Genomic DNA, 17672 nt, shown 5'->3' with positions numbered 1-17672 from the left:
GCCGATGGCAATCAATGGCCCGCATCGGCGACGCGCGTTTGCACCGCGTCGGCTACGCCGGGTTCGTGTTCGGTGGGCGCCGGAACGCCCGGCGTGACTACGCCGGCTGCACCGGGCGTCGCTTCGCGGCTGCGCTGGCGGTCTGCGGTGCGCAGCGGCGCGGCTTCGGTTTTGGCTTCGGCCGGTTTGTCGGCGGATTTATCGCTTGCGTGAGCGGTCGGCTTGTCCGCAGCCGATTTCTCGGTCTTCTCGGCGCGCTCGGCTTTGTCCTGCCCGCTGTATTCGACGTGTGCGGCGCGAATCACGGCCAGCGGCGCAGCGCTAGCGGTCAACGCGGCGCGCTCGGCTGCGAGCTTTTCAGTTGCCGACTCCGCCGCTGCGGCCGCGCGCGGCTCGCCGCGCGCCGTGCCGCGTTCGTGCTTGCGCTCGGGGCTACGCAAATCCAGCGCTGCCTGCACACCGGTAACGCCGGGCACAATCTCCGGCTCGGCGTTTTTCGCCGCGCGAGCGCCCTTCGAGCGCTTGGACTTCGCGACGACCGCGGGCGCCGCGGCCATCACTTCGTCGAGTGCCTTCTTGGCGGCGGCCTGCTCGGCCGCGCGGCGGCTCGCGCCGGAACCGGACACCTTCACGTCCAGTTTCGGCACCGTGCATTCGACTTCAAATTGCTGATTGTGCGCCGCACCATGCGTCGCGACGACCGTGTAGGTGGGCAGTGCGATCTTGTGCCCCTGCAGATACTCCTGCAGCAGCGTCTTGGCGTCCTTGCCGAGTGTGCGCGGATCGATGTGATCGAGAATCGGCACGTAGAGGCGTTTAATGACCGTCTGGGCGGCGTCGAAGCCGCCGTCGAGGAATACTGCACCGAGCACTGCTTCAAGCGTGTCAGCGAGGATGGACGGCCGGCGGAAGCCGCCGCTGCGCAACTCGCCTTCGCCGAGCCGCAAGCCTTCCGAGATATTGAGGGCCTGAGCGATTTCGTACAGTGACTGCTGTTTCACCAGATTCGCGCGGACGCGCGACAGATCGCCCTCGTCCAGCTTGCCGAAACGTTGGAACAAAAGCGCAGCCACCGCGCAATTCAGAACGGAGTCGCCGAGAAACTCGAGCCGTTCGTTATGCGTGGAACTATGACTACGGTGCGTTAAAGCCTGGCGCAACAATTCCGCATTGCGAAATTCGTAGCGCAAACGGCTTTCCAACGGAGATAGGGGCATGGGCAGAGTATAACGCGGGCGCCTGACCCGGCGAAAACGCGGGTCGGCCTGCGGAAAAAGCGTGGTGAAGCGACGTTACCGCGGGTTCTTAAAGTAGCGTGACAACACGCCGCGACTGATGTGACCGAAGCGTGGTCAACTGCGCGGCGTGGTGGGCGATCGACGCGGACGAACTCAGTGGAATGAGCCGATGCGTTTGAGATCGCTGAAGTTCATCCAGATAAAAAATGCGCGGCCGACGATATTCCTGTCCGGCGCAAAACCCCAGTAACGGCTATCCGCGCTGTTATCACGGTTGTCGCCCATCATGAAGTAGTTACCCGGCGGCACCTTGCAGATAACGCCGCGCGCGTTGTACGTACAGTTGTCCCGATACGGAAAATCTTCGGCGCCGACGATGAACGGCGGCACGGCGGGATTGTTCAGAATCGCGTTCTTGCGGCCGTCGATATCTTCCTCGAACTGCTTCGCGTAACCGAGGCGCTCTTCGTCGAGATAATCGGGCAGCGGTGCTTCCGGCACCGGCTTGCCGTTGATGGTGAGCTTCTTGTCCTGATACTCGATCACGTCGCCCGGCAGACCGATCACGCGCTTGATGTAGTCGACCGATTCGTCTTTCGGGTAACGGAACACCACCACGTCGCCACGCGCGGGCGTGCGGCCTTCGGTGATCTTCGTATTGGTGATCGGCAAACGGATGCCGTATTCGAATTTATTGACGAGGATGAAGTCGCCCACCAGCAGCGTCGGCACCATCGAACCCGAAGGAATCTTGAACGGCTCGACCACGAACGAGCGCACCACGAACACCACCAGAATCACCGGAAAGAAGCTCGCCGAATATTCGAGCCACCACGGTTGACGCAGCTTGTCGTCACGCAGGCGCGCGCGCGTTTGCGCCGCGTTTTCGTCGGCGAAACGTTCGCCGATGCGCTCCTGCTGACGGTCGAATTCGGCAACCGCGGCTTCCGCTGCGCGGCGCCGTTTCGGCAGGAAAACCAGTTTGTCCGCGACCCATGCGACGCCCGTCAAAATGACGAGCACAAAAAGAATCAGCGCAAAATTCATAGAGTTCCGTTATTCAACTTATTTGTCTTCGACACGCAGAATCGCGAGGAAAGCCTCTTGCGGAATCTCGACCGAGCCCACCTGCTTCATTCGCTTCTTGCCTGCCTTTTGCTTTTCCAGCAATTTCTTCTTACGCGAAATGTCACCGCCGTAGCATTTTGCCAGCACGTTCTTACGCAATGCTTTAATGTTCTCGCGCGCAATAATGTTCGAACCGATGGTGGCCTGAATCGCCACGTCGTACATCTGGCGCGGAATCAGTTCGCGCATTTTCGCGGCCACTTCGCGGCCGCGATACTGGCTTTGCGAACGGTGCACAATGACCGACAGCGCATCGACCTTGTCGCCGTTGATCAGCATGTCGACCTTCACGACATCCGACGCGCGATATTCCTTGAACTCGTAATCCATCGACGCATAGCCGCGCGAAATCGACTTCAGACGGTCGAAGAAGTCGAGCACCACTTCGCCCATCGGGATTTCATACGTAAGTTGCACCTGGCGGCCGTGATACTGCATGTTGATCTGCGCGCCGCGCTTTTGCGTACACAGTGTAATCACTGAGCCGACGTAGTCTTGCGGCATGTACAGGTTCACAGTGACGATCGGCTCGCGCACTTCTTCGATCTTCGACGGCTCCGGCATCTTGGCCGGATTCTCGACCATGATGGTCGTGCCGTCGCGCTGCAGGACTTCGTAGACCACGGTCGGCGCCGTGGTGATCAGGTCCATGTCGAACTCGCGTTCGAGACGTTCCTGCACGATCTCCATATGCAGCAGACCGAGGAACCCGCAACGGAAACCGAAACCGAGCGCCTGCGAAACTTCCGGCTCGTATTGCAGCGACGCGTCGTTCAGCTTGAGCTTTTCGAGCGAGTCGCGCAGCGCGTCGTACTGGTTCGCTTCGATCGGATAGAGACCGGCGAACACCTGCGGCTTCACTTCCTTGAAGCCGGGCAGCGGTTCGGCAGCCGGACGGTTCACCAGCGTGACGGTGTCGCCCACCTTGGCGGCGGCCAGCTCCTTGATGCCGGCGATGATGAAGCCCACCTGCCCCGCCGACAACGATTCGAGATTCTTCGACTTCGGCGTGAACACGCCGACGTGCTCGACCGGATACTGCGCGCCGGTCGCCATCATGCGGATCTTGTCCTTCGGACGCAGCGTGCCGTTGACGATACGCACCAGCATCACGACACCGACGTAGTTGTCGAACCACGAGTCGATGATCAGCGCCTGCAGCGGCGCTTCCGGATCGCCCTTCGGCGGCGGCACTTTCGCGATCAGCGCCTCGAGCACGTCTTCAACGCCCAAGCCGGTTTTCGCGCTGCAATGCGTTGCATCGGTCGCGTCGATGCCGATCACGTCTTCGATTTCGGCGATCGCGTTCTCGGGATTCGCCGCCGGCAGATCGATCTTGTTGAGCACTGGAATGACGTCGACGCCGAGCTCGATCGCCGTGTAGCAGTTGGCGACGGTTTGCGCCTCCACGCCCTGACTCGCGTCGACAACTAGCAGCGCGCCTTCGCACGCGGACAGCGAACGGCTGACTTCATACGAGAAGTCGACGTGGCCCGGCGTGTCGATCATGTTCAGGTTGTAGACCTGCCCGTCGCGGGCGCGATACGTCAGAGCGGCGGTTTGTGCCTTGATGGTGATGCCGCGCTCGCGCTCGAGATCCATCGAGTCGAGCACCTGGGCTTCCATCTCGCGGTCGGACAAGCCACCGCAGATCTGGATGATGCGATCGGCGAGCGTCGACTTGCCATGGTCGATGTGCGCAATGATCGAGAAGTTACGAATATGATCCATTCAGTGCCGATCAAGCAAAAAAGGCGCGCTCGGACAATAGCGGAGCACGCCTTGTAAGTAGGTGAAAAACCTATCTATTTTAGCCGAAAAGGCTATCGCCCGGCGCATCTTGCGAGGGCCGGGAGAAAAGACGGCTTGGGAGAGGCGTGAAACCCGGGGTGGACAGCGCCCGTTTGGCGCGCTGCTCGAAGTCCCGGTTAATCTCAGGAGGCCGCCTCGACACGTGAGGCTAACGCGGCACGGACCCGCGCTACGTCGAGGTGATAGTGGCACAACTCGACGCCGTCGCAGACCAGAACCGGCACCAGCTCGTTGTAACGGGCTTCCAGCAGCGGGTCGGCGTCGACGTCGACCACGTCGACCTGCGCGCCGAATTCGGCCAGCAACGGCGCCAGCGCGGCGCGCATGTCTTCACAGAGGTGGCACCACGCGCGCCCATAGAGCGTGAGCGGCGCCGCCCTCGTCATTTCTGCATGCTGCGCGGGCGGACCGGCACGAACTGCGTGTTCTCACCGCGACGAACCAGCAGCGCAACCATCTTCGTCGAGTCGAGATGCGAGGTCAGCTCGTCGAACTGCTTCGCGCTCGAGACGTCCGTATCGCCCACGCGCAGAATGATGTCGCCCTTTTGCAGCCCGACACGCGCCGCCGGACCGTCCGCCGCGTCGACCTGCACGCCGTTGTGAAGCTTCAACGCCTTCAGCTGATCGGCGGGGATGTCGCTGACAGCGAGGCCCAGCACATTCGTCGCGCGCTGCTTCGGCGGCTGCGGCTTCTTCTGATCCGCCTTGGTGGTCTTGTCCGGCTGCATTTCGGCGATCGTCACTGGCAGATCGTGCGTTTGCCCCTTCCGCCAGATGGTGATCGTCGACTTGGTGCCCGGCTTCGTGTCGCCGACCATGCGCGGCAAGTCGGTTGCCGTGTCGACCGAGTGGCCGTTGAACTTCAGGATGATGTCGCCCGGCTGCACGCCGGCCTTGTCCGCCGGACCGCCCGGTTCGACGCTGCTGACCAGCGCGCCCTGCGCCTTCGGCAGACCGAGCGAGTCGGCGACGTCTTTGGTGACTTCGCCGATCGCCACCGCGATCCGGCCACGCACCACCTTGCCGGAACTCTTCAACTGATCGGCCACACGCATGGCCTCGTCGATCGGAATCGCGAACGAGATGCCCATGAAACCGCCCGTGCGGCTGTAGATCTGCGAGTTGATGCCGATCACCTCGCCCTGCATGTTGATCAGCGGACCGCCCGAGTTGCCCGGATTGACGGCCACGTCGGTCTGGATGAACGGCAGATAATCACCGGTATCACGCCCCTTCGCGCTGACGATGCCGGCCGTGACCGTATTCTCGAGACCGAACGGCGAGCCGATCGCGACCACCCATTCGCCCACGCGCACCTTGTTCGAATCGCCGATCGTGATGGTCGGCAGATTGGCGGCGTTGATCTTCACGACCGCGACGTCGGTCCGGTCGTCCACGCCAATCAGCTTCGCCTTGAATTCGCGCTTGTCGGTCAACGTGACGTAGATCGTGTCAGCGTCGTCGATGACGTGCGCGTTGGTCATTACGTAACCGTCCGCCGAGATGATGAAGCCCGAGCCAACACCGCTGTTTTGTTCAGGATCGTTGCTATCCGGCGCATCCTGGCTGCCACCGCTGCCGCCGCCGTTGTCGCCGCCACGCGGCGAACCGGGTGATTGCGGCGACTGCGGCAACGGAATGCCGAAGAAGCGGCGGAAAAACTCCGACATGTCGCCGTCGTCCATACCCGGTGGCAGGCCGCCGCGGGCGCCGCTGTTCGAAACGCGCGTAGTCGTGCGAATGTTGACGACCGCCGGGCCGACCTTGTCGACCAGATCAGTGAAATCGGGCAGATTGGCGGCGGGGGCCGCCGACGCCATGTGCGGCGCGAGCGGCAAACACGCCGCTACCAGCGCGGCCGCGAGGAATTTGCGCACCGAGAGAGTCGTCATATCTTAGCAAGCCGAGGGATTCAGGATTCGGAGGGTTACTTCGGAGCTTTGTATTCTATGGCAGACGCGAATTGCTGCAACGTGGTCTGGGGCACTTCACCAAGCAGGGTAATCCAGAAGTCGCCCCGCCGCTTGACGAGCACGTGCGTGGCGCCGCTGCTACCCGAGCCCTCCTTGCGCGTGTTGTTCTCGACCGGCTCGACGAAAACCGAAATGGCTGCGAGGCCGTCGGAGAACACCGCCTGGTCCACCGGAATGGTCGGTTGGCCCGCTTCGCGCGCAGCCATCGGCCGGCGCAGTTGCCGAATCATGCGAAAGCCCGGCACTGTCGGCGCGATCTGCCAGCCTTGCGCGGCCATGTCGACCGGCTCGACCGGCGGACGCACGACGGTCCACCCTGCCGTATTACGGATGCCGTTGACGATGCCCGCTTTGTCGACCGGCACGCCGATGCTGATCTGCGAAAACGACAACTGTTCGAGCACCTGGCCGCTCGGATCGAGCGTCTGCGCGCGTAGCAGCAAGCCGGTCTTCTTGTCGGCCCAAAGCTTATAGGCAAACCGATAGGCGTCTTTCGGATCGAGCTCGATCACCTGGCTGTCGACGCCCGCGACACGGTCGTCGCCGAGCAGTTTGGGTTCATAGACGGACAGGACCTGCTCGCCGCTCACGGCCAGCAGCGCCGGGAACGCGTCTTTATTCTGACGCTTCTCCAGCACCAGCAGGCGCCGCTCCGGCACGAACGTGTAGAGGTCGTCGTTATGACGCAGCATTTTGCGCGGCTTGCCGTCGAGGCTTTCGAGCTGTTCGAATTCACCGTCCGTACGGGTCGAGTAGTGCGCGATCCGGGACGTCTGAACGAAATTGCCGCGCTGATAGACGAACGCGCCCTCGTAGTTCTGCTGCTGGGCAGCCTGATGGATGCGATCGAGCAGATCCGCGGCCGTGCGACGGGCGACGAGCGGATCGGCAGTTTGTGCAAAGACCCGCGGCGTAGCGGACAACAATACGGCTGCGCAGAACAGAAATGCCGGCAGCCGCCCCCAGATAGTCGTTTTATTCAACCGCAGAGTCTGCATCAAACTATTGGCCTTGCGTAGAGACAGAGGCAGCGCGAATCACCGGCATCGAGCCCGCCATGACCGGTTGTTGCGCGAATTGCTGGTGAGCTTCCAGATATTGATCGAGACTTGCGTCGCGGATGATGTTCGCGTCCTGCGCGATAGGCTGGGCTGTTGCCAGCGGCACCGACGCCATTGCGACGCGCTGTACCGCATCGCCACGCGTCTGGAGCGATGCGATCTGCGCGGCCGGACCACCCGGCACGCCTTGCAGTTGCGGCACGACGATCCACGTCAACGTAGCAGCAGCGGCAGCGACGGCAAAAGCCGGCACCACGCGACGCCGTAGCGCGAGCAAGCGCCGCGCAACCGGTATCGCGGCGGGCGCGAGCATGTGCGGCTCGTTTTCCAGGCGCGCGGCGAGACCGCTCATGAATGCGCTGCTCGTTGCAGCGCTGACCGCGAGGTCGTCGGAACGCAACGCGTCGCCGATCAGGTGATAGCGCGCCCACGCGGCACGATCTTCACCGTCCAGCCCGGAAAGAAACTTGTCCAGATTCAGATGCTCTTCGCCGAACAGCTCACCGTCGACAAAAGCGGACACACGTTCGCCGCGCGAACTGTCTTGCGATTGCATCGAGACCGACCCCATGATGCTCCCCATCTTACGAATACCCCGTAGTGACACCACTAATCCAGATATTGCACCCGTGCCCCGGTGGGCCGGCTGGGTATTTACCAGCGCTTGCCTTCAGGTGTGTCAAGCAACGGACGCAATTTTGCCGCAATGGCTTCGCGAGCGCGGAAAATTCGTGATCTGACGGTGCCGATTGGGCAGCCCATCATCTCAGCGATTTCCTCGTAACTCAAACCTTCAATTTCACGAAGAGTAATGGCGGTGCGCAGCTCTTCGGGTAAAACCGCCATCGCAGCATTGACCGTCTCAGCGATCTGCTTGCTCATCAACATCGACTCAGGCGTGTTGATATCCCTTAGTTGGTCGGCATCGGAGAAAGTTTCAGCTTCTTCAGCATCTGCTTCGGTCGAGGTCGGCGCGCGCCGGCCTTGGGTGGCAAGGTAATTCTTTGCCGTATTGACCGCAATTCGGTACAACCATGTATAAAACGCCGATTCCCCGCGAAATTGCGGCAACGCCCGGTAGGCCTTGATGAAGGCGTCCTGCGCGACATCTTCCACCTCGGCGGGGTCGCGCACAAGGCGCGAGATCAGCCGGAGAATCTTGCGGTGGTACTTGGAGACCAGAAGCTCGAACGCGGCCTTGTCGCCCTTCTGGACGCGTTCGACCAGCACCTGATCAATTTCTTTTTCGCTCACCTGATAAATCCGTTAACTATAGGGCGCATGGCGGGGCACCATTGTAGCGTCCTCAACATTGGGGCACGTTACTCCGGTAACAGCGGTTACAGTCGTTACAGTCAGGCCCCGGCGGCGCGTCGGCCCAGGACCGACAGTTGCCGGAAAACGGGCGCGGGAAGCGCGTCGGCGGCAAGCAGCAAGGTGCGCGCACGCCCCGCTTCCGGCTGGAGCGCGAGAATAAGCAAGCGGCCGCTCCATTGCGAACAACCGGTGATATGCCCCTGCATCAGCAGGGTGCCGGCTTGACCCCATACGGACAGCTCGTCCCGCCCGATCCTCAGCGCGGCCGGCTGCGCACGCCCGTACCGCCTCGCGCAAAGCATCAGCGACGCGGCCACGGCGAGTGTCAACGGAAGCGCCTGCCACTTGCCCAGGTGCGACGCGAAACAGGCATAAACGGCCGACGTCGCAGTCAGCACGAAGATCTCCAACGCGGCACGCATGGCGAAAGAGCGACGCAGCGCGATTCGCTGCGTCGCTCTTTCGGACGTTTCCGGCTGAAGGTGGAACGCCGGCAAAGCCGGCGTCGTCGACTGGCGCGTCACCCGCTATCAGGCGATCAGGCGCGCTTGAAGACCAGCGTGCCGTTCGTGCCGCCGAACCCGAACGAGTTCTTCAGCGCGACGTCGATCTTCATCTCCCGCGCGGTGTTCGCGCAGTAATCGAGATCGCAGGCCGGATCCTGATTGAAGATGTTGATGGTCGGCGGCGACACCTGATGATGCACGGCCAGCACGGTGAACACCGACTCCAGACCGCCCGCGCCGCCCAACAAGTGACCCGTCATCGACTTGGTCGAGTTCACGACCATGTCTTTCGCGTGATCGCCGAAAGCGCGTTTGATGCCGGTCGTTTCCGCCAGGTCGCCGAGCGGCGTGGACGTGCCGTGCGCGTTCAGGTAATTCACCTGATCACCATTGATGCCCGCGTTCTTCAACGCGGCCAGCATGCAGCGGCGTGCGCCGTCGCCGTCTTCCAGCGGTGCGGTCATGTGATAGGCGTCGCCGCTCATCCCATAGCCGCCGACTTCGGCATAAATCTTCGCGCCGCGCGCCTTCGCATGTTCGTACTCTTCGAGCACCATCACGCCGGCGCCTTCGCCCAGCACGAAACCGTCGCGATCCTTGTCCCACGGACGGCTCGCGGTGGCCGGATCGTCGTTGCGTTGCGACAGCGCGCGCGCCGCCGCAAAACCGCCGATACCGAGCGGCGACACGGTGGATTCCGCTCCGCCCGCGACCATCACGTCGGCGTCGCCGTATTCGATCAGGCGCGAAGCCTCGCCGATGCAATGCAGACCCGTGGTACAGGCAGTGACGATGGCGAGATTCGGACCCTTGATGCCGAACTTGATCGACAGATGGCCGGAGATCATGTTGATGATCGACGCCGGCACGAAGAACGGCGAAATACGGCGCGGACCACGATTGAGCAGCTCGGTTTGCGTCACTTCGATCATCGGCAAACCACCGATGCCCGAACCGACCACGACGCCGATGCGCTCCGAATTCTCATCGGTGACTTCGAGACCGCTGTCCTGCATCGCCTGGATGCCTGCGGCCACGCCGTAATGGATGAACGTATCCATGTGGCGCGCTTCCTTACCGGGGATGTAGTCCTCGATATTGAAGCCCTTCACCTCGCCGGCGAAACGAGTCGAGAAGTTCGACGCATCGAACTTCGTGATATTGGCAATACCCGACTTGCCGGCGACCAGATTGGCCCAGCCGTCGGCAACATTATTGCCAACAGGCGAAATCAGCCCCAGGCCTGTAACAACAACACGACGGCGGCTCACGGTAACCCCTTTTTCATAGATGACAAAAGCAAAAGCCACAGCGGCCACAGGAATCTGCCCTGTGCGCCCTGTGGCTGTTAAGTCGGCAATCGCGCGAAAAGTTGCGCTGTCAACATCGCTTGCTCCTGCACGGCAAAAAGCGCCAACCCTGCTGGCGTCGGCAACCGACACGACAGGGCGTCATACGCCGCCAGCGCAGAAACGCAGGCGCGAATGACCTTAGGCCTTGACGTTCGCGCGAGCGTAGTCGATCGCTTGCTGAACGGTGGTGATCTTCTCGGCTTCTTCATCCGGAATTTCCATGCCGAATTCGTCTTCGAGGGCCATCACGAGCTCAACGGTGTCGAGCGAGTCGGCGCCGAGGTCGTTCACGAACGAAGCTTCGTTCTTGATTTCAGCTTCTGCAACGCCCAGTTGTTCTGCGACGATCTTCTTGACGCGCTGTTCGATATTGTCCATTACCCCTCCAAGGGAAAAGAAGTTCAAAAATACAGGTGCGCGCATTTTATCAGGTTTGACCCGGCAAAAAAGCAGCGCATCGGGTTCCTGTCAAGGCATGCGCCTTACGCTTTTGCAAACACGTCAAGGCGCGGATAGTAACCGAATTTGGTTACTACATGTACATTCCGCCGTTCACATGCAGCGTCGTGCCGGTGATATAACCCGCTTGCGGCGATGCGAGGAACGCGACGGCATGCGCGATATCTTCAGGGCTGCCGAGACGGCCTAGCGGAATCTGCGTTTTGAGCGCGGTCTGCTGCTCTTCCGGCAAGCCCTTGGTCATGTCGGTATCAATAAAGCCCGGCGCAACACAATTCACGGTGATGCCACGGCTACCAATCTCGCGCGCGAGCGCGCGCGTCATGCCCGCGACGCCTGCTTTGGCCGCGGCGTAGTTCGCCTGGCCGGGATTGCCCGACGAGCCGACCACCGACGTGATGTTGATGATGCGGCCGCCGCGCGCCTTCATCATCGGACGCAGAACCGCGCGCGACAGACGGAACACCGACCTGAGATTGGTGTCGATCACCGCATCCCATTCGTCGTCCTTCATGCGCATGGCGAGCTGGTCTTGAGTGATGCCGGCGTTGTTCACCAGCACGTGCAGCGCGCCAAATTCCTTCACCGTGCCGTCGATCAGCGCGTCTGCCGCAGCCGCGTCGTTCACGTTGAGTACCGCGCCGCGGCCGCTTACGCCGGCTGCGTTAAACGCTTCGGTGATCGCCGTGGCGCCGCTTTCGCTGGTCGCGGTGCCGATCACCGTCGCGCCCTGGCGCGCCAGTTCCATCGCGATCGCACGGCCGATGCCGCGCGAAGCGCCGGTCACGATTGCGATCTGCTTGTCGAGAGTCTTTTCCATCTGTCAGTCCGAATGCCCTGCGGAGGGCTGATTGATTCCTGATGCCGTTGCGTGAGTGCCGTTGCGTGGGACGACCGTTTAGCGCCGGTCTTGTGGCGCTGGCGGTACGACGAGGCTTCAGCCTGCCCTCACGAGCTTCAGCGTTTCTTCGAGCGACGCCGGATCGAGCACCGACGCGCCGGCCAGGTTGCCGTCGATGCGCCTCGTCAGACCCGCAAGGACCTTGCCCGGACCGCACTCGATCACGTGCGTGACGCCTTGCGCGGCCATCGCCTGCACGCTTTCGACCCAGCGCACCGCGCCGGCCGCCTGGCGCACCAGCGCATCCTTGATCCTGGCCGGCTCGTTGACCACGGCGACGTCGACGTTGTTGATGACCGGAATCGCCGGCACCTGCACGTCGACGCTCGCCAGATACTCGCGCAGTTGATCCGACGCAGGCTTGAGCAGCGACGAGTGGAACGGCGCCGACACCGGCAGCGGCAACGCGCGCTTGGCGCCCTTTGCCTTGGCAACCTCGCACGCCTTTTCGACCGCGGCCTTGTGGCCGGCGATTACGACTTGCGCCGGCGCATTGAAATTCACCGCTTCGACGACACCCGCCACCGAAGCTTCCGCGCAGACCGCGCGCACCGTGTCGTCGTCGAGGCCGAGAATCGCGGCCATGCCGCCTTCACCGACCGGCACTGCCGTCTGCATCGCTTGCGCGCGAAAACGCACGAGCGGCACGGCATCGCGAAACGCGAGCGCACCGGCCGCGACCAGCGCGGTGTATTCGCCGAGGCTATGGCCTGCGACGATCGCCGGCTTCGGGCCGCCCGCCTGCTGCCACGCGCGATAGATCGCATAGGCCGCGGTCAGCATGACCGGCTGGGTATTGGTGGTGAGGTTCAGATCTTCGACGGGGCCTTCGGCGATCAGCTTGCCGAGATCCTGATTGAGCGCGTCGGACGCTTCCTGAACCGTCTCGCGCACGATCGCGTGATCGGCGAATGCGTTGAGCATGCCGACCGACTGCGAGCCCTGCCCAGGAAAAACGAACGCAAATTTCATATCGTCCCCAAAATCGGTTTAGTCAGATGTGGGTGGCGCGCGGCGTCGACAGGACGCCAGCGCGCGGGCGCTGCCGAGCAGCGCCTCTCGATGCGTCGCCGCTATCAGTAGCGGATAACCGACGCGCCCCAGGTGAAACCGCCGCCGACGCCTTCGATCAGCACGTTCTGGCCGCTCTTGATGCGGCCGTCGCGCACCGCGACGTCGAATGCGAGCGGAATGGACGCAGCCGACGTATTGCCGTGCTCGCCCACCGTGACGACCATGCGTTCCTGCGGCAAGCCGAGCTTGCGGCAGGTGCTTTGCATGATGCGGATGTTGGCCTGATGCGGAATCAGCCAGTCGATCTGCTCCGCTTTCAGATTGGCTTTTTCGAGCGCCTCGATCGCGACTTTTTCGAGCACGTTGACGGCGAGCTTGAACACCGCCTGCCCGTCCATATGCAGGAACGCGCTGCCGGCCACCACGCCGCCGTTCACGTTGCCCGGCGTGCAGAGAATGTTCGAATGGCTGCCGTCCGCGTGCAATGCGCTCGCGAGCACACCCGGTTCTTCGGACGCCTGCAGGATCACCGCGCCGGCGCCGTCGCCGAACAGCACGCAGGTGGTGCGGTCGTTGAAGTCGAGAATGCGCGAGAAGGTTTCCGCGCCGATCACGAGCGCCGTGCGATGCTGGCCGCTGCGGATGAAGCTGTCCGCCGTCGCGACCGCATAGGCGAATCCGGAACAGACGGCCTGCACGTCGAACGCGGCGCCGTGGTTCCTGATGCCGAGCTTGTTCTGCAACAGGCATGCGGTGCTCGGAAACACGAAGTCCGGCGTGGAGGTCGCGACGATGATCAGATCGATGGATTGCGGGTCGATATCCGCCGCTTCGATCGCGCGCTGCGCCGCGATCAATGACAGGTCGCTGGTCGTGACATCCGGCTCGGCGAAGTGGCGCGCGTGGATGCCCGTGCGCGCCACGATCCATTCGTCGCTCGTCTCGACGCCTTGCCTGGCGAGACGTTCAGCCAGATCCTGATTGGTGACGCGCTGAGGCGGCAGATAGCTGCCGGTACCGAGCACGCGGGAATAAATTGTGGATTGAGCCATTATGCCTTCGAGGATTGCGCAGCGTAGGGCTCGGCCGGCTGGCCTGCGATCGGGCTTGCGTGACCCGCACCGCTTGCGTCGCGCGCCGCCTGTTCGAGAGAACCCGCGTTCTCTTCCATTGCTCGCGCAAGGCGCTCCAGCACGCCGTTTTTGACGGCATCATACCCGCGTTTGATAGCCCACTCAAACCCGTAGGCGTCCGCGGAACCGTGGCTTTTGATCACCAGCCCGCGCAGACCGAGCAGCGCGGCGCCGTTGTACTGCCGGTGATCGACGCGCTTCTTGAAACGCATCAATACCGGCAACGCGAGCACCGCCATCACCTTGGTGAGCCATGAACGGCCGAACTCTTCCTTGATGATGTTGGACAGCATCTGCGCAAGACCTTCCGACGTCTTCAGCGCGACGTTGCCGACGAACCCGTCGCAGACGATCACGTCGACCGTGCCCTTGAAGATATCGTTACCTTCGACGTTGCCGTGAAAGTTAAGTGTACTCGCGCGCAGCAGTTCGCCGGCGCGTTTGATGGTGTCATTGCCCTTGATGACTTCTTCGCCGATGTTGAGCAGCCCGATTGTGGGCCGCTCGCGGCCTTCGAGCGCGGACACGAGCGCGTGCCCCATCTCCGCGAACTGCAGCAGATGCTGCGGCTCGCAGTCGACGTTGGCGCCCAGGTCGAGCATCATCGTGTAGCCATTGGGGTTGGGCAGCGCCGACGCGATGGCCGGGCGTTCGATGCCCGACAGCGTCTTCAGCACATAGCGCGAGACCGCCATCAGCGCACCGGTGTTGCCGGCGGAAATGCAGGCTTGCGCCCCGCCTTCCTTGACGCGGTTCAACGCCACGCGCATCGACGAATCTTTTTTCTTGCGCAGCGCGACCTCGACCGGATCGTCCATTGCGACGATCTCGGAGGCGGGCACAACGGTCAGCGCCGGCAGGTCCTGAGCCTTCAACTTCTTCAGCTGCGCACGAATCGCACTTTCAATGCCGACGAGCATCAGCTGCGCGTCGGGATGCGAACGAACGAAGTTGACGGCAGCGGGAACGGTCACGGACGGGCCGTGGTCGCCTCCCATGCAATCTATCGTGAGCTTTACTGTCATGGAGTGCGACGAATTTCAGGCGCCCTGCATGGGATCGCAGTAAGCGCTAAAGCGCCATCTGCGATCGACACAAAAAAGCGGCAGTTGAATGCCGCCTTTTTGCCGAGCCGGGAAAATGTCAAGCGAGCCGATCGCCACGCGAAACGCCAAAGGGCGCAACGCAGTGAAACGATTAGTCGTTCTTCGTCTTGACGACTTTCTTGCCGCGATAGTAGCCGTTCGGGCTAACGTGGTGACGCAGATGCACTTCGCCCGTGCTCGGTTCGACGGCCAGCGGCGCTGCCGTCAGGAAATCGTGCGAACGGTGCATGCCGCGCTTCGACGGCGACTTCTTATTTTGTTGAACTGCCATGACTTACTCCTAAAAATTTTCCGAATTCTAACACAGCCCGACCCGGTCTCCGCCATCGGCCAAATGGCCAATGCGCCCGCATCGCGCTCCCATGCAACTGTTCAGTGCTTCTTGTCGTCCGGCTCACCGCGCTTGAGACGTTCGAGCGCTGCGAACGGATTGGGCCGCTCGGGCTCTTCGCCCTCACCAGCCTCGTCCGCTGCGGCTTCGTCGCCCTCGCCTTCGGCACCGGCCACACCAGAGACGAGACTCTCGTGCACCTCGGGACAAACCTCGTGCTTGGGCACGAGCGGCAAGGAAAGCAGCAACTCTTCTTCGATCAAGTCGACGAGATCGAACTGGCGCGAGCCCACGATCACCTCGACTTCATCCTCGTCGAGCGGAAACTCTTCGGCTTCCGCCTCAGTGTTGACGATCCGGTAAGTTGCATCGACGTTGAACGCCTGCGAATACGGCGTCATGCACCGCTGACATTCGAGCCATGCGGCGCCGTGAACCGCCATCCTCAAATAAGGCTGGGGACCCTCGGTGCCGTCATCCTGCAATTCCGGCTGCGTCGCCCCTTCGGCTTGCCAGGTGAACGCGGTATCGCGGTCTGGCGCTTCTGCCGGGACTTCGTTTAACATGCGCGGCAATTGCGAGACGCGCACGACACCCGCGGCCTGGCGCCCACTCCGCGCAAATTCGAACAGATCGAGCTCATGCGGGTCGGACAGACCTGCAGGGTTGCCAAGATGTTGAGTCATGTGCGCTCCTGCGTCGGCAAGGACTTCGCCGGGGTAAACCGCCAGGTTAATCGATGTGCAAGGCCGTCCGCGGGCCCCACAGCGGCGCGCTCAATCGAACACACCGGGCCCGCCTAGCACAAGCATAGCGATGAAAAGCCCGAAATGATATCCGTTTTGTCTTTTCGAGTCAAACACTTAAGCCCGTACGCGCGCGCGCTCCGCGCAGCTCCGTACGTCCCGCCGCCCTAGCCGTTGGTTGATCATGCCAGATTCCCCCAAACGCCCGCCACGCCTCATTCTAGCGTCGAGTTCGCCGTATCGGCGCGAGTTGCTCGAACGCCTGCGCGTGCCGTTCGACGTCGTCGTGCCAGCGATTGATGAGACACCGCTCGCCGGCGAAACACCCGAAGTCACCGCATTGCGGCTTGCCGAAGCCAAAGCGCGCGCGGTCGCGAGCGCACTCTCCCCCGCCGACGCCGCACTGGTGATCGGCTCCGACCAGGTTGCCACTTACGACGGCCTGCAGGTCGGCAAACCGGGCTCGCATGAAATTGCGCTGGCCCAATTGCAGGCGATGCGCGGCCGTGAAGTGCTGTTCCATAGTGCGCTGTGTCTGTTCGACAGCAGCTCGGGCGCGGCGCAAACCGTCGACGTGGTGACCCGCGTGCAGTTTCGCCACTTGCCGGACGCCGCGCTCGAGGCCTATCTGCGAGCCGAAACGCCGTACGACGTCGCGGGCAGCGCCAAATCCGAAGGCCTCGGCATCGCGCTGCTCGAAGCCATCCATTCCGACGACCCCACCGCCCTTGTCGGCCTGCCGTTGATCGCACTGTCGCGCATGTTGCTGGCAGCCGGTTATCCACTTCTGGGAGCATCATGAGCGGCACGCTCTACCTGATTCCGAACACGCTCGGCGAAGGCGACGCCGCCGCGCTCGACGCCGTCCTGCCCGCCCCGGTGCGGGCGCGCGCGGCATCGCTGCACTATTACATCGGCGAAAACGCCAAAACCACGCGCGCATTTCTGAAGAAAGTCGGCACCGAACGGCCGATCCAGGACATCGAGATCCGGGAACTGAATGTCAACACGCCGGCGGGCGAAATCGACAAGCTGCTCGCGCCGCTGCTCGCCGGCACCGACGCTGGGCTTGTTTCCGAGGCGGGCTGCCCGGCGGTCGCGGACCCCGGTGCGTTGCTGGTGCGCCGTGCGCACGAGCGCGGCGTGAAGGTCGTGCCGTTGGTCGGGCCGAGTTCGATTCTGCTGGCGTTGATGGCTTCGGGGCTCAACGGGCAGAGCTTCGCGTTTCACGGCTACCTGCCGGTCGACGCAGCCGAACGCGCCAAGCGTCTGCGCGATCTGGAACAGCAGTCACGCAAAGGCAAGCAAACGCAGATTTTCATCGAGACGCCTTACCGGAACCGCCCACTGCTCGATACCTTGCTGGCGACGTGCGCGCCGTCCACGCTCGTGTGCGTGGCAGTCGACCTGACGCTGGAGACCGAAACCATCGCCAGCCACAGCGTGGCCGACTGGAAGAAGAAGCCAGCGATCGACCTGCACAAGCGGCCCGCTATTTTCCTCATGCTGGCGGTTTGACGGCAGGCCTGCTCGGCAGATAGTGGTCGCGAAAAAGCCCCGCGCAATCCATGACGATTACGCGGGGCTTTTACT

Annotated in this window: 19 protein-coding genes; 2 read left to right on the top strand and 17 right to left on the bottom strand. The window is 62.5% G+C overall.

All coding sequences use genetic code 11. The features are described from left to right. Positions 1-11: 11 nt before the first annotated feature. From rnc to P0D89_RS05375, 17 genes are all read right to left on the bottom strand, one after another. Positions 12-1217 carry a ribonuclease III gene (gene rnc, locus P0D89_RS05455; protein ID WP_408357106.1) on the bottom strand — a complete coding sequence of 402 codons (1206 nt, stop codon included), beginning with the start codon at positions 1215-1217 and terminating at the stop codon, positions 12-14. Between the two features lie 174 nt (positions 1218-1391). Continuing rightward, positions 1392-2285: a signal peptidase I gene (gene lepB / locus P0D89_RS05450; protein WP_408357108.1), complete on the bottom strand. Its 894-nt coding sequence runs from the start codon at positions 2283-2285 to the stop codon at positions 1392-1394. Between the two features lie 18 nt (positions 2286-2303). Next, the gene (gene lepA / locus P0D89_RS05445; RefSeq protein ID WP_408357110.1) at positions 2304-4097 is read right to left on the bottom strand and encodes a translation elongation factor 4; all 1794 of its coding nucleotides are present in this window, start codon (positions 4095-4097) and stop codon (positions 2304-2306) included. Positions 4098-4300: 203 nt separating this feature from the next. Next, positions 4301-4564, bottom strand: coding sequence for a glutaredoxin family protein (locus tag P0D89_RS05440; RefSeq protein WP_408357112.1), 264 nt, complete (start codon positions 4562-4564; stop codon positions 4301-4303). Further along, positions 4561-6072 carry a DegQ family serine endoprotease gene (locus P0D89_RS05435; RefSeq protein WP_408357114.1) on the bottom strand — a complete coding sequence of 504 codons (1512 nt, stop codon included), beginning with the start codon at positions 6070-6072 and terminating at the stop codon, positions 4561-4563. The genes P0D89_RS05440 and P0D89_RS05435 overlap by 4 nt, the downstream gene beginning before the upstream one ends. A gap of 35 nt (positions 6073-6107) precedes the next feature. Next, on the bottom strand, positions 6108-7151 hold the full coding sequence (locus tag P0D89_RS05430) for a MucB/RseB C-terminal domain-containing protein (protein WP_408357116.1): 1044 nt from the start codon (positions 7149-7151) through the stop codon (positions 6108-6110). A gap of 4 nt (positions 7152-7155) precedes the next feature. Then, positions 7156-7785, bottom strand: a complete 630-nt coding sequence (locus P0D89_RS05425) for a sigma-E factor negative regulatory protein (RefSeq protein WP_408357118.1) — start codon at positions 7783-7785, stop codon at positions 7156-7158. An 83-nt stretch (positions 7786-7868) separates the two neighbouring features. Next, a complete protein-coding gene (rpoE, locus tag P0D89_RS05420) occupies positions 7869-8468 on the bottom strand; it encodes an RNA polymerase sigma factor RpoE (protein ID WP_006051939.1) in 600 nt (199 codons plus the stop codon). Positions 8469-8569: 101 nt separating this feature from the next. Next, positions 8570-9055, bottom strand: a complete 486-nt coding sequence (locus P0D89_RS05415) for a protein YgfX (protein WP_408357120.1) — start codon at positions 9053-9055, stop codon at positions 8570-8572. Between the two features lie 14 nt (positions 9056-9069). Then, positions 9070-10308 carry a beta-ketoacyl-ACP synthase II gene (gene fabF / locus P0D89_RS05410; protein ID WP_408357122.1) on the bottom strand — a complete coding sequence of 413 codons (1239 nt, stop codon included), beginning with the start codon at positions 10306-10308 and terminating at the stop codon, positions 9070-9072. Between the two features lie 219 nt (positions 10309-10527). Further along, positions 10528-10767, bottom strand: a complete 240-nt coding sequence (gene acpP / locus P0D89_RS05405) for an acyl carrier protein (protein ID WP_004197638.1) — start codon at positions 10765-10767, stop codon at positions 10528-10530. Positions 10768-10921: 154 nt separating this feature from the next. Further along, the gene (fabG, locus tag P0D89_RS05400) at positions 10922-11668 is read right to left on the bottom strand and encodes a 3-oxoacyl-ACP reductase FabG (protein ID WP_408357124.1); all 747 of its coding nucleotides are present in this window, start codon (positions 11666-11668) and stop codon (positions 10922-10924) included. Between the two features lie 117 nt (positions 11669-11785). Continuing rightward, the gene (gene fabD / locus P0D89_RS05395) at positions 11786-12721 is read right to left on the bottom strand and encodes an ACP S-malonyltransferase (protein ID WP_408357126.1); all 936 of its coding nucleotides are present in this window, start codon (positions 12719-12721) and stop codon (positions 11786-11788) included. A 104-nt stretch (positions 12722-12825) separates the two neighbouring features. After that, positions 12826-13815, bottom strand: coding sequence for a beta-ketoacyl-ACP synthase III (locus tag P0D89_RS05390; protein WP_408357128.1), 990 nt, complete (start codon positions 13813-13815; stop codon positions 12826-12828). Continuing rightward, complete coding sequence (gene plsX, locus P0D89_RS05385; protein ID WP_408357130.1) at positions 13815-14921, bottom strand: phosphate acyltransferase PlsX; 1107 nt, start codon at positions 14919-14921, stop codon at positions 13815-13817. The genes P0D89_RS05390 and plsX overlap by 1 nt, the downstream gene beginning before the upstream one ends. Positions 14922-15093: 172 nt before the next feature. Continuing rightward, positions 15094-15273 carry a 50S ribosomal protein L32 gene (gene rpmF / locus P0D89_RS05380; RefSeq protein WP_006051932.1) on the bottom strand — a complete coding sequence of 60 codons (180 nt, stop codon included), beginning with the start codon at positions 15271-15273 and terminating at the stop codon, positions 15094-15096. Between the two features lie 101 nt (positions 15274-15374). After that, the gene (locus P0D89_RS05375; protein WP_408357132.1) at positions 15375-16019 is read right to left on the bottom strand and encodes a DUF177 domain-containing protein; all 645 of its coding nucleotides are present in this window, start codon (positions 16017-16019) and stop codon (positions 15375-15377) included. Positions 16020-16263: 244 nt separating this feature from the next. Between P0D89_RS05375 and P0D89_RS05370 the strand changes: the two genes are divergently transcribed. Further along, complete coding sequence (locus tag P0D89_RS05370) at positions 16264-16881, top strand: Maf-like protein (RefSeq protein WP_408357134.1); 618 nt, start codon at positions 16264-16266, stop codon at positions 16879-16881. Further along, on the top strand, positions 16878-17597 hold the full coding sequence (locus tag P0D89_RS05365) for an SAM-dependent methyltransferase (RefSeq protein WP_408357136.1): 720 nt from the start codon (positions 16878-16880) through the stop codon (positions 17595-17597). The genes P0D89_RS05370 and P0D89_RS05365 overlap by 4 nt, the downstream gene beginning before the upstream one ends. The last annotated feature ends 75 nt before the right edge of the window (positions 17598-17672 follow it).

The organism is Paraburkholderia sp. RL18-085-BIA-A, from assembly GCF_046027075.1.
Lineage (GTDB): Bacteria > Pseudomonadota > Gammaproteobacteria > Burkholderiales > Burkholderiaceae > Paraburkholderia.
The sequence above is the reverse complement of the archived record's forward strand: the minus strand, read 5'-3'. Positions and strand labels throughout refer to the sequence as shown.

Excerpts from the sequence above, each read along its gene's own strand:
- rnc (WP_408357106.1), bottom strand. The coding sequence starts at position 1,217 with ATGCCCCTATCTCCGTTGGAAAGCCGTTTGCGCTACGAATTTCGCAAT.
- lepB (WP_408357108.1), bottom strand. The coding sequence starts at position 2,285 with ATGAATTTTGCGCTGATTCTTTTTGTGCTCGTCATTTTGACGGGCGTC.
- lepA (WP_408357110.1), bottom strand. The coding sequence starts at position 4,097 with ATGGATCATATTCGTAACTTCTCGATCATTGCGCACATCGACCATGGC.
- P0D89_RS05440 (WP_408357112.1), bottom strand. The coding sequence starts at position 4,564 with ATGACGAGGGCGGCGCCGCTCACGCTCTATGGGCGCGCGTGGTGCCAC.
- P0D89_RS05435 (WP_408357114.1), bottom strand. The coding sequence starts at position 6,072 with ATGACGACTCTCTCGGTGCGCAAATTCCTCGCGGCCGCGCTGGTAGCG.
- P0D89_RS05430 (WP_408357116.1), bottom strand. The coding sequence starts at position 7,151 with ATGCAGACTCTGCGGTTGAATAAAACGACTATCTGGGGGCGGCTGCCG.
- P0D89_RS05425 (WP_408357118.1), bottom strand. The coding sequence starts at position 7,785 with ATGGGGTCGGTCTCGATGCAATCGCAAGACAGTTCGCGCGGCGAACGT.
- acpP (WP_004197638.1), bottom strand. The coding sequence starts at position 10,767 with ATGGACAATATCGAACAGCGCGTCAAGAAGATCGTCGCAGAACAACTG.
- fabG (WP_408357124.1), bottom strand. The coding sequence starts at position 11,668 with ATGGAAAAGACTCTCGACAAGCAGATCGCAATCGTGACCGGCGCTTCG.
- fabD (WP_408357126.1), bottom strand. The coding sequence starts at position 12,721 with ATGAAATTTGCGTTCGTTTTTCCTGGGCAGGGCTCGCAGTCGGTCGGC.
- P0D89_RS05390 (WP_408357128.1), bottom strand. The coding sequence starts at position 13,815 with ATGGCTCAATCCACAATTTATTCCCGCGTGCTCGGTACCGGCAGCTAT.
- plsX (WP_408357130.1), bottom strand. The coding sequence starts at position 14,921 with ATGACAGTAAAGCTCACGATAGATTGCATGGGAGGCGACCACGGCCCG.
- rpmF (WP_006051932.1), bottom strand. The coding sequence starts at position 15,273 with ATGGCAGTTCAACAAAATAAGAAGTCGCCGTCGAAGCGCGGCATGCAC.
- P0D89_RS05375 (WP_408357132.1), bottom strand. The coding sequence starts at position 16,019 with ATGACTCAACATCTTGGCAACCCTGCAGGTCTGTCCGACCCGCATGAG.
- P0D89_RS05370 (WP_408357134.1), top strand. The coding sequence starts at position 16,264 with ATGCCAGATTCCCCCAAACGCCCGCCACGCCTCATTCTAGCGTCGAGT.
- P0D89_RS05365 (WP_408357136.1), top strand. The coding sequence starts at position 16,878 with ATGAGCGGCACGCTCTACCTGATTCCGAACACGCTCGGCGAAGGCGAC.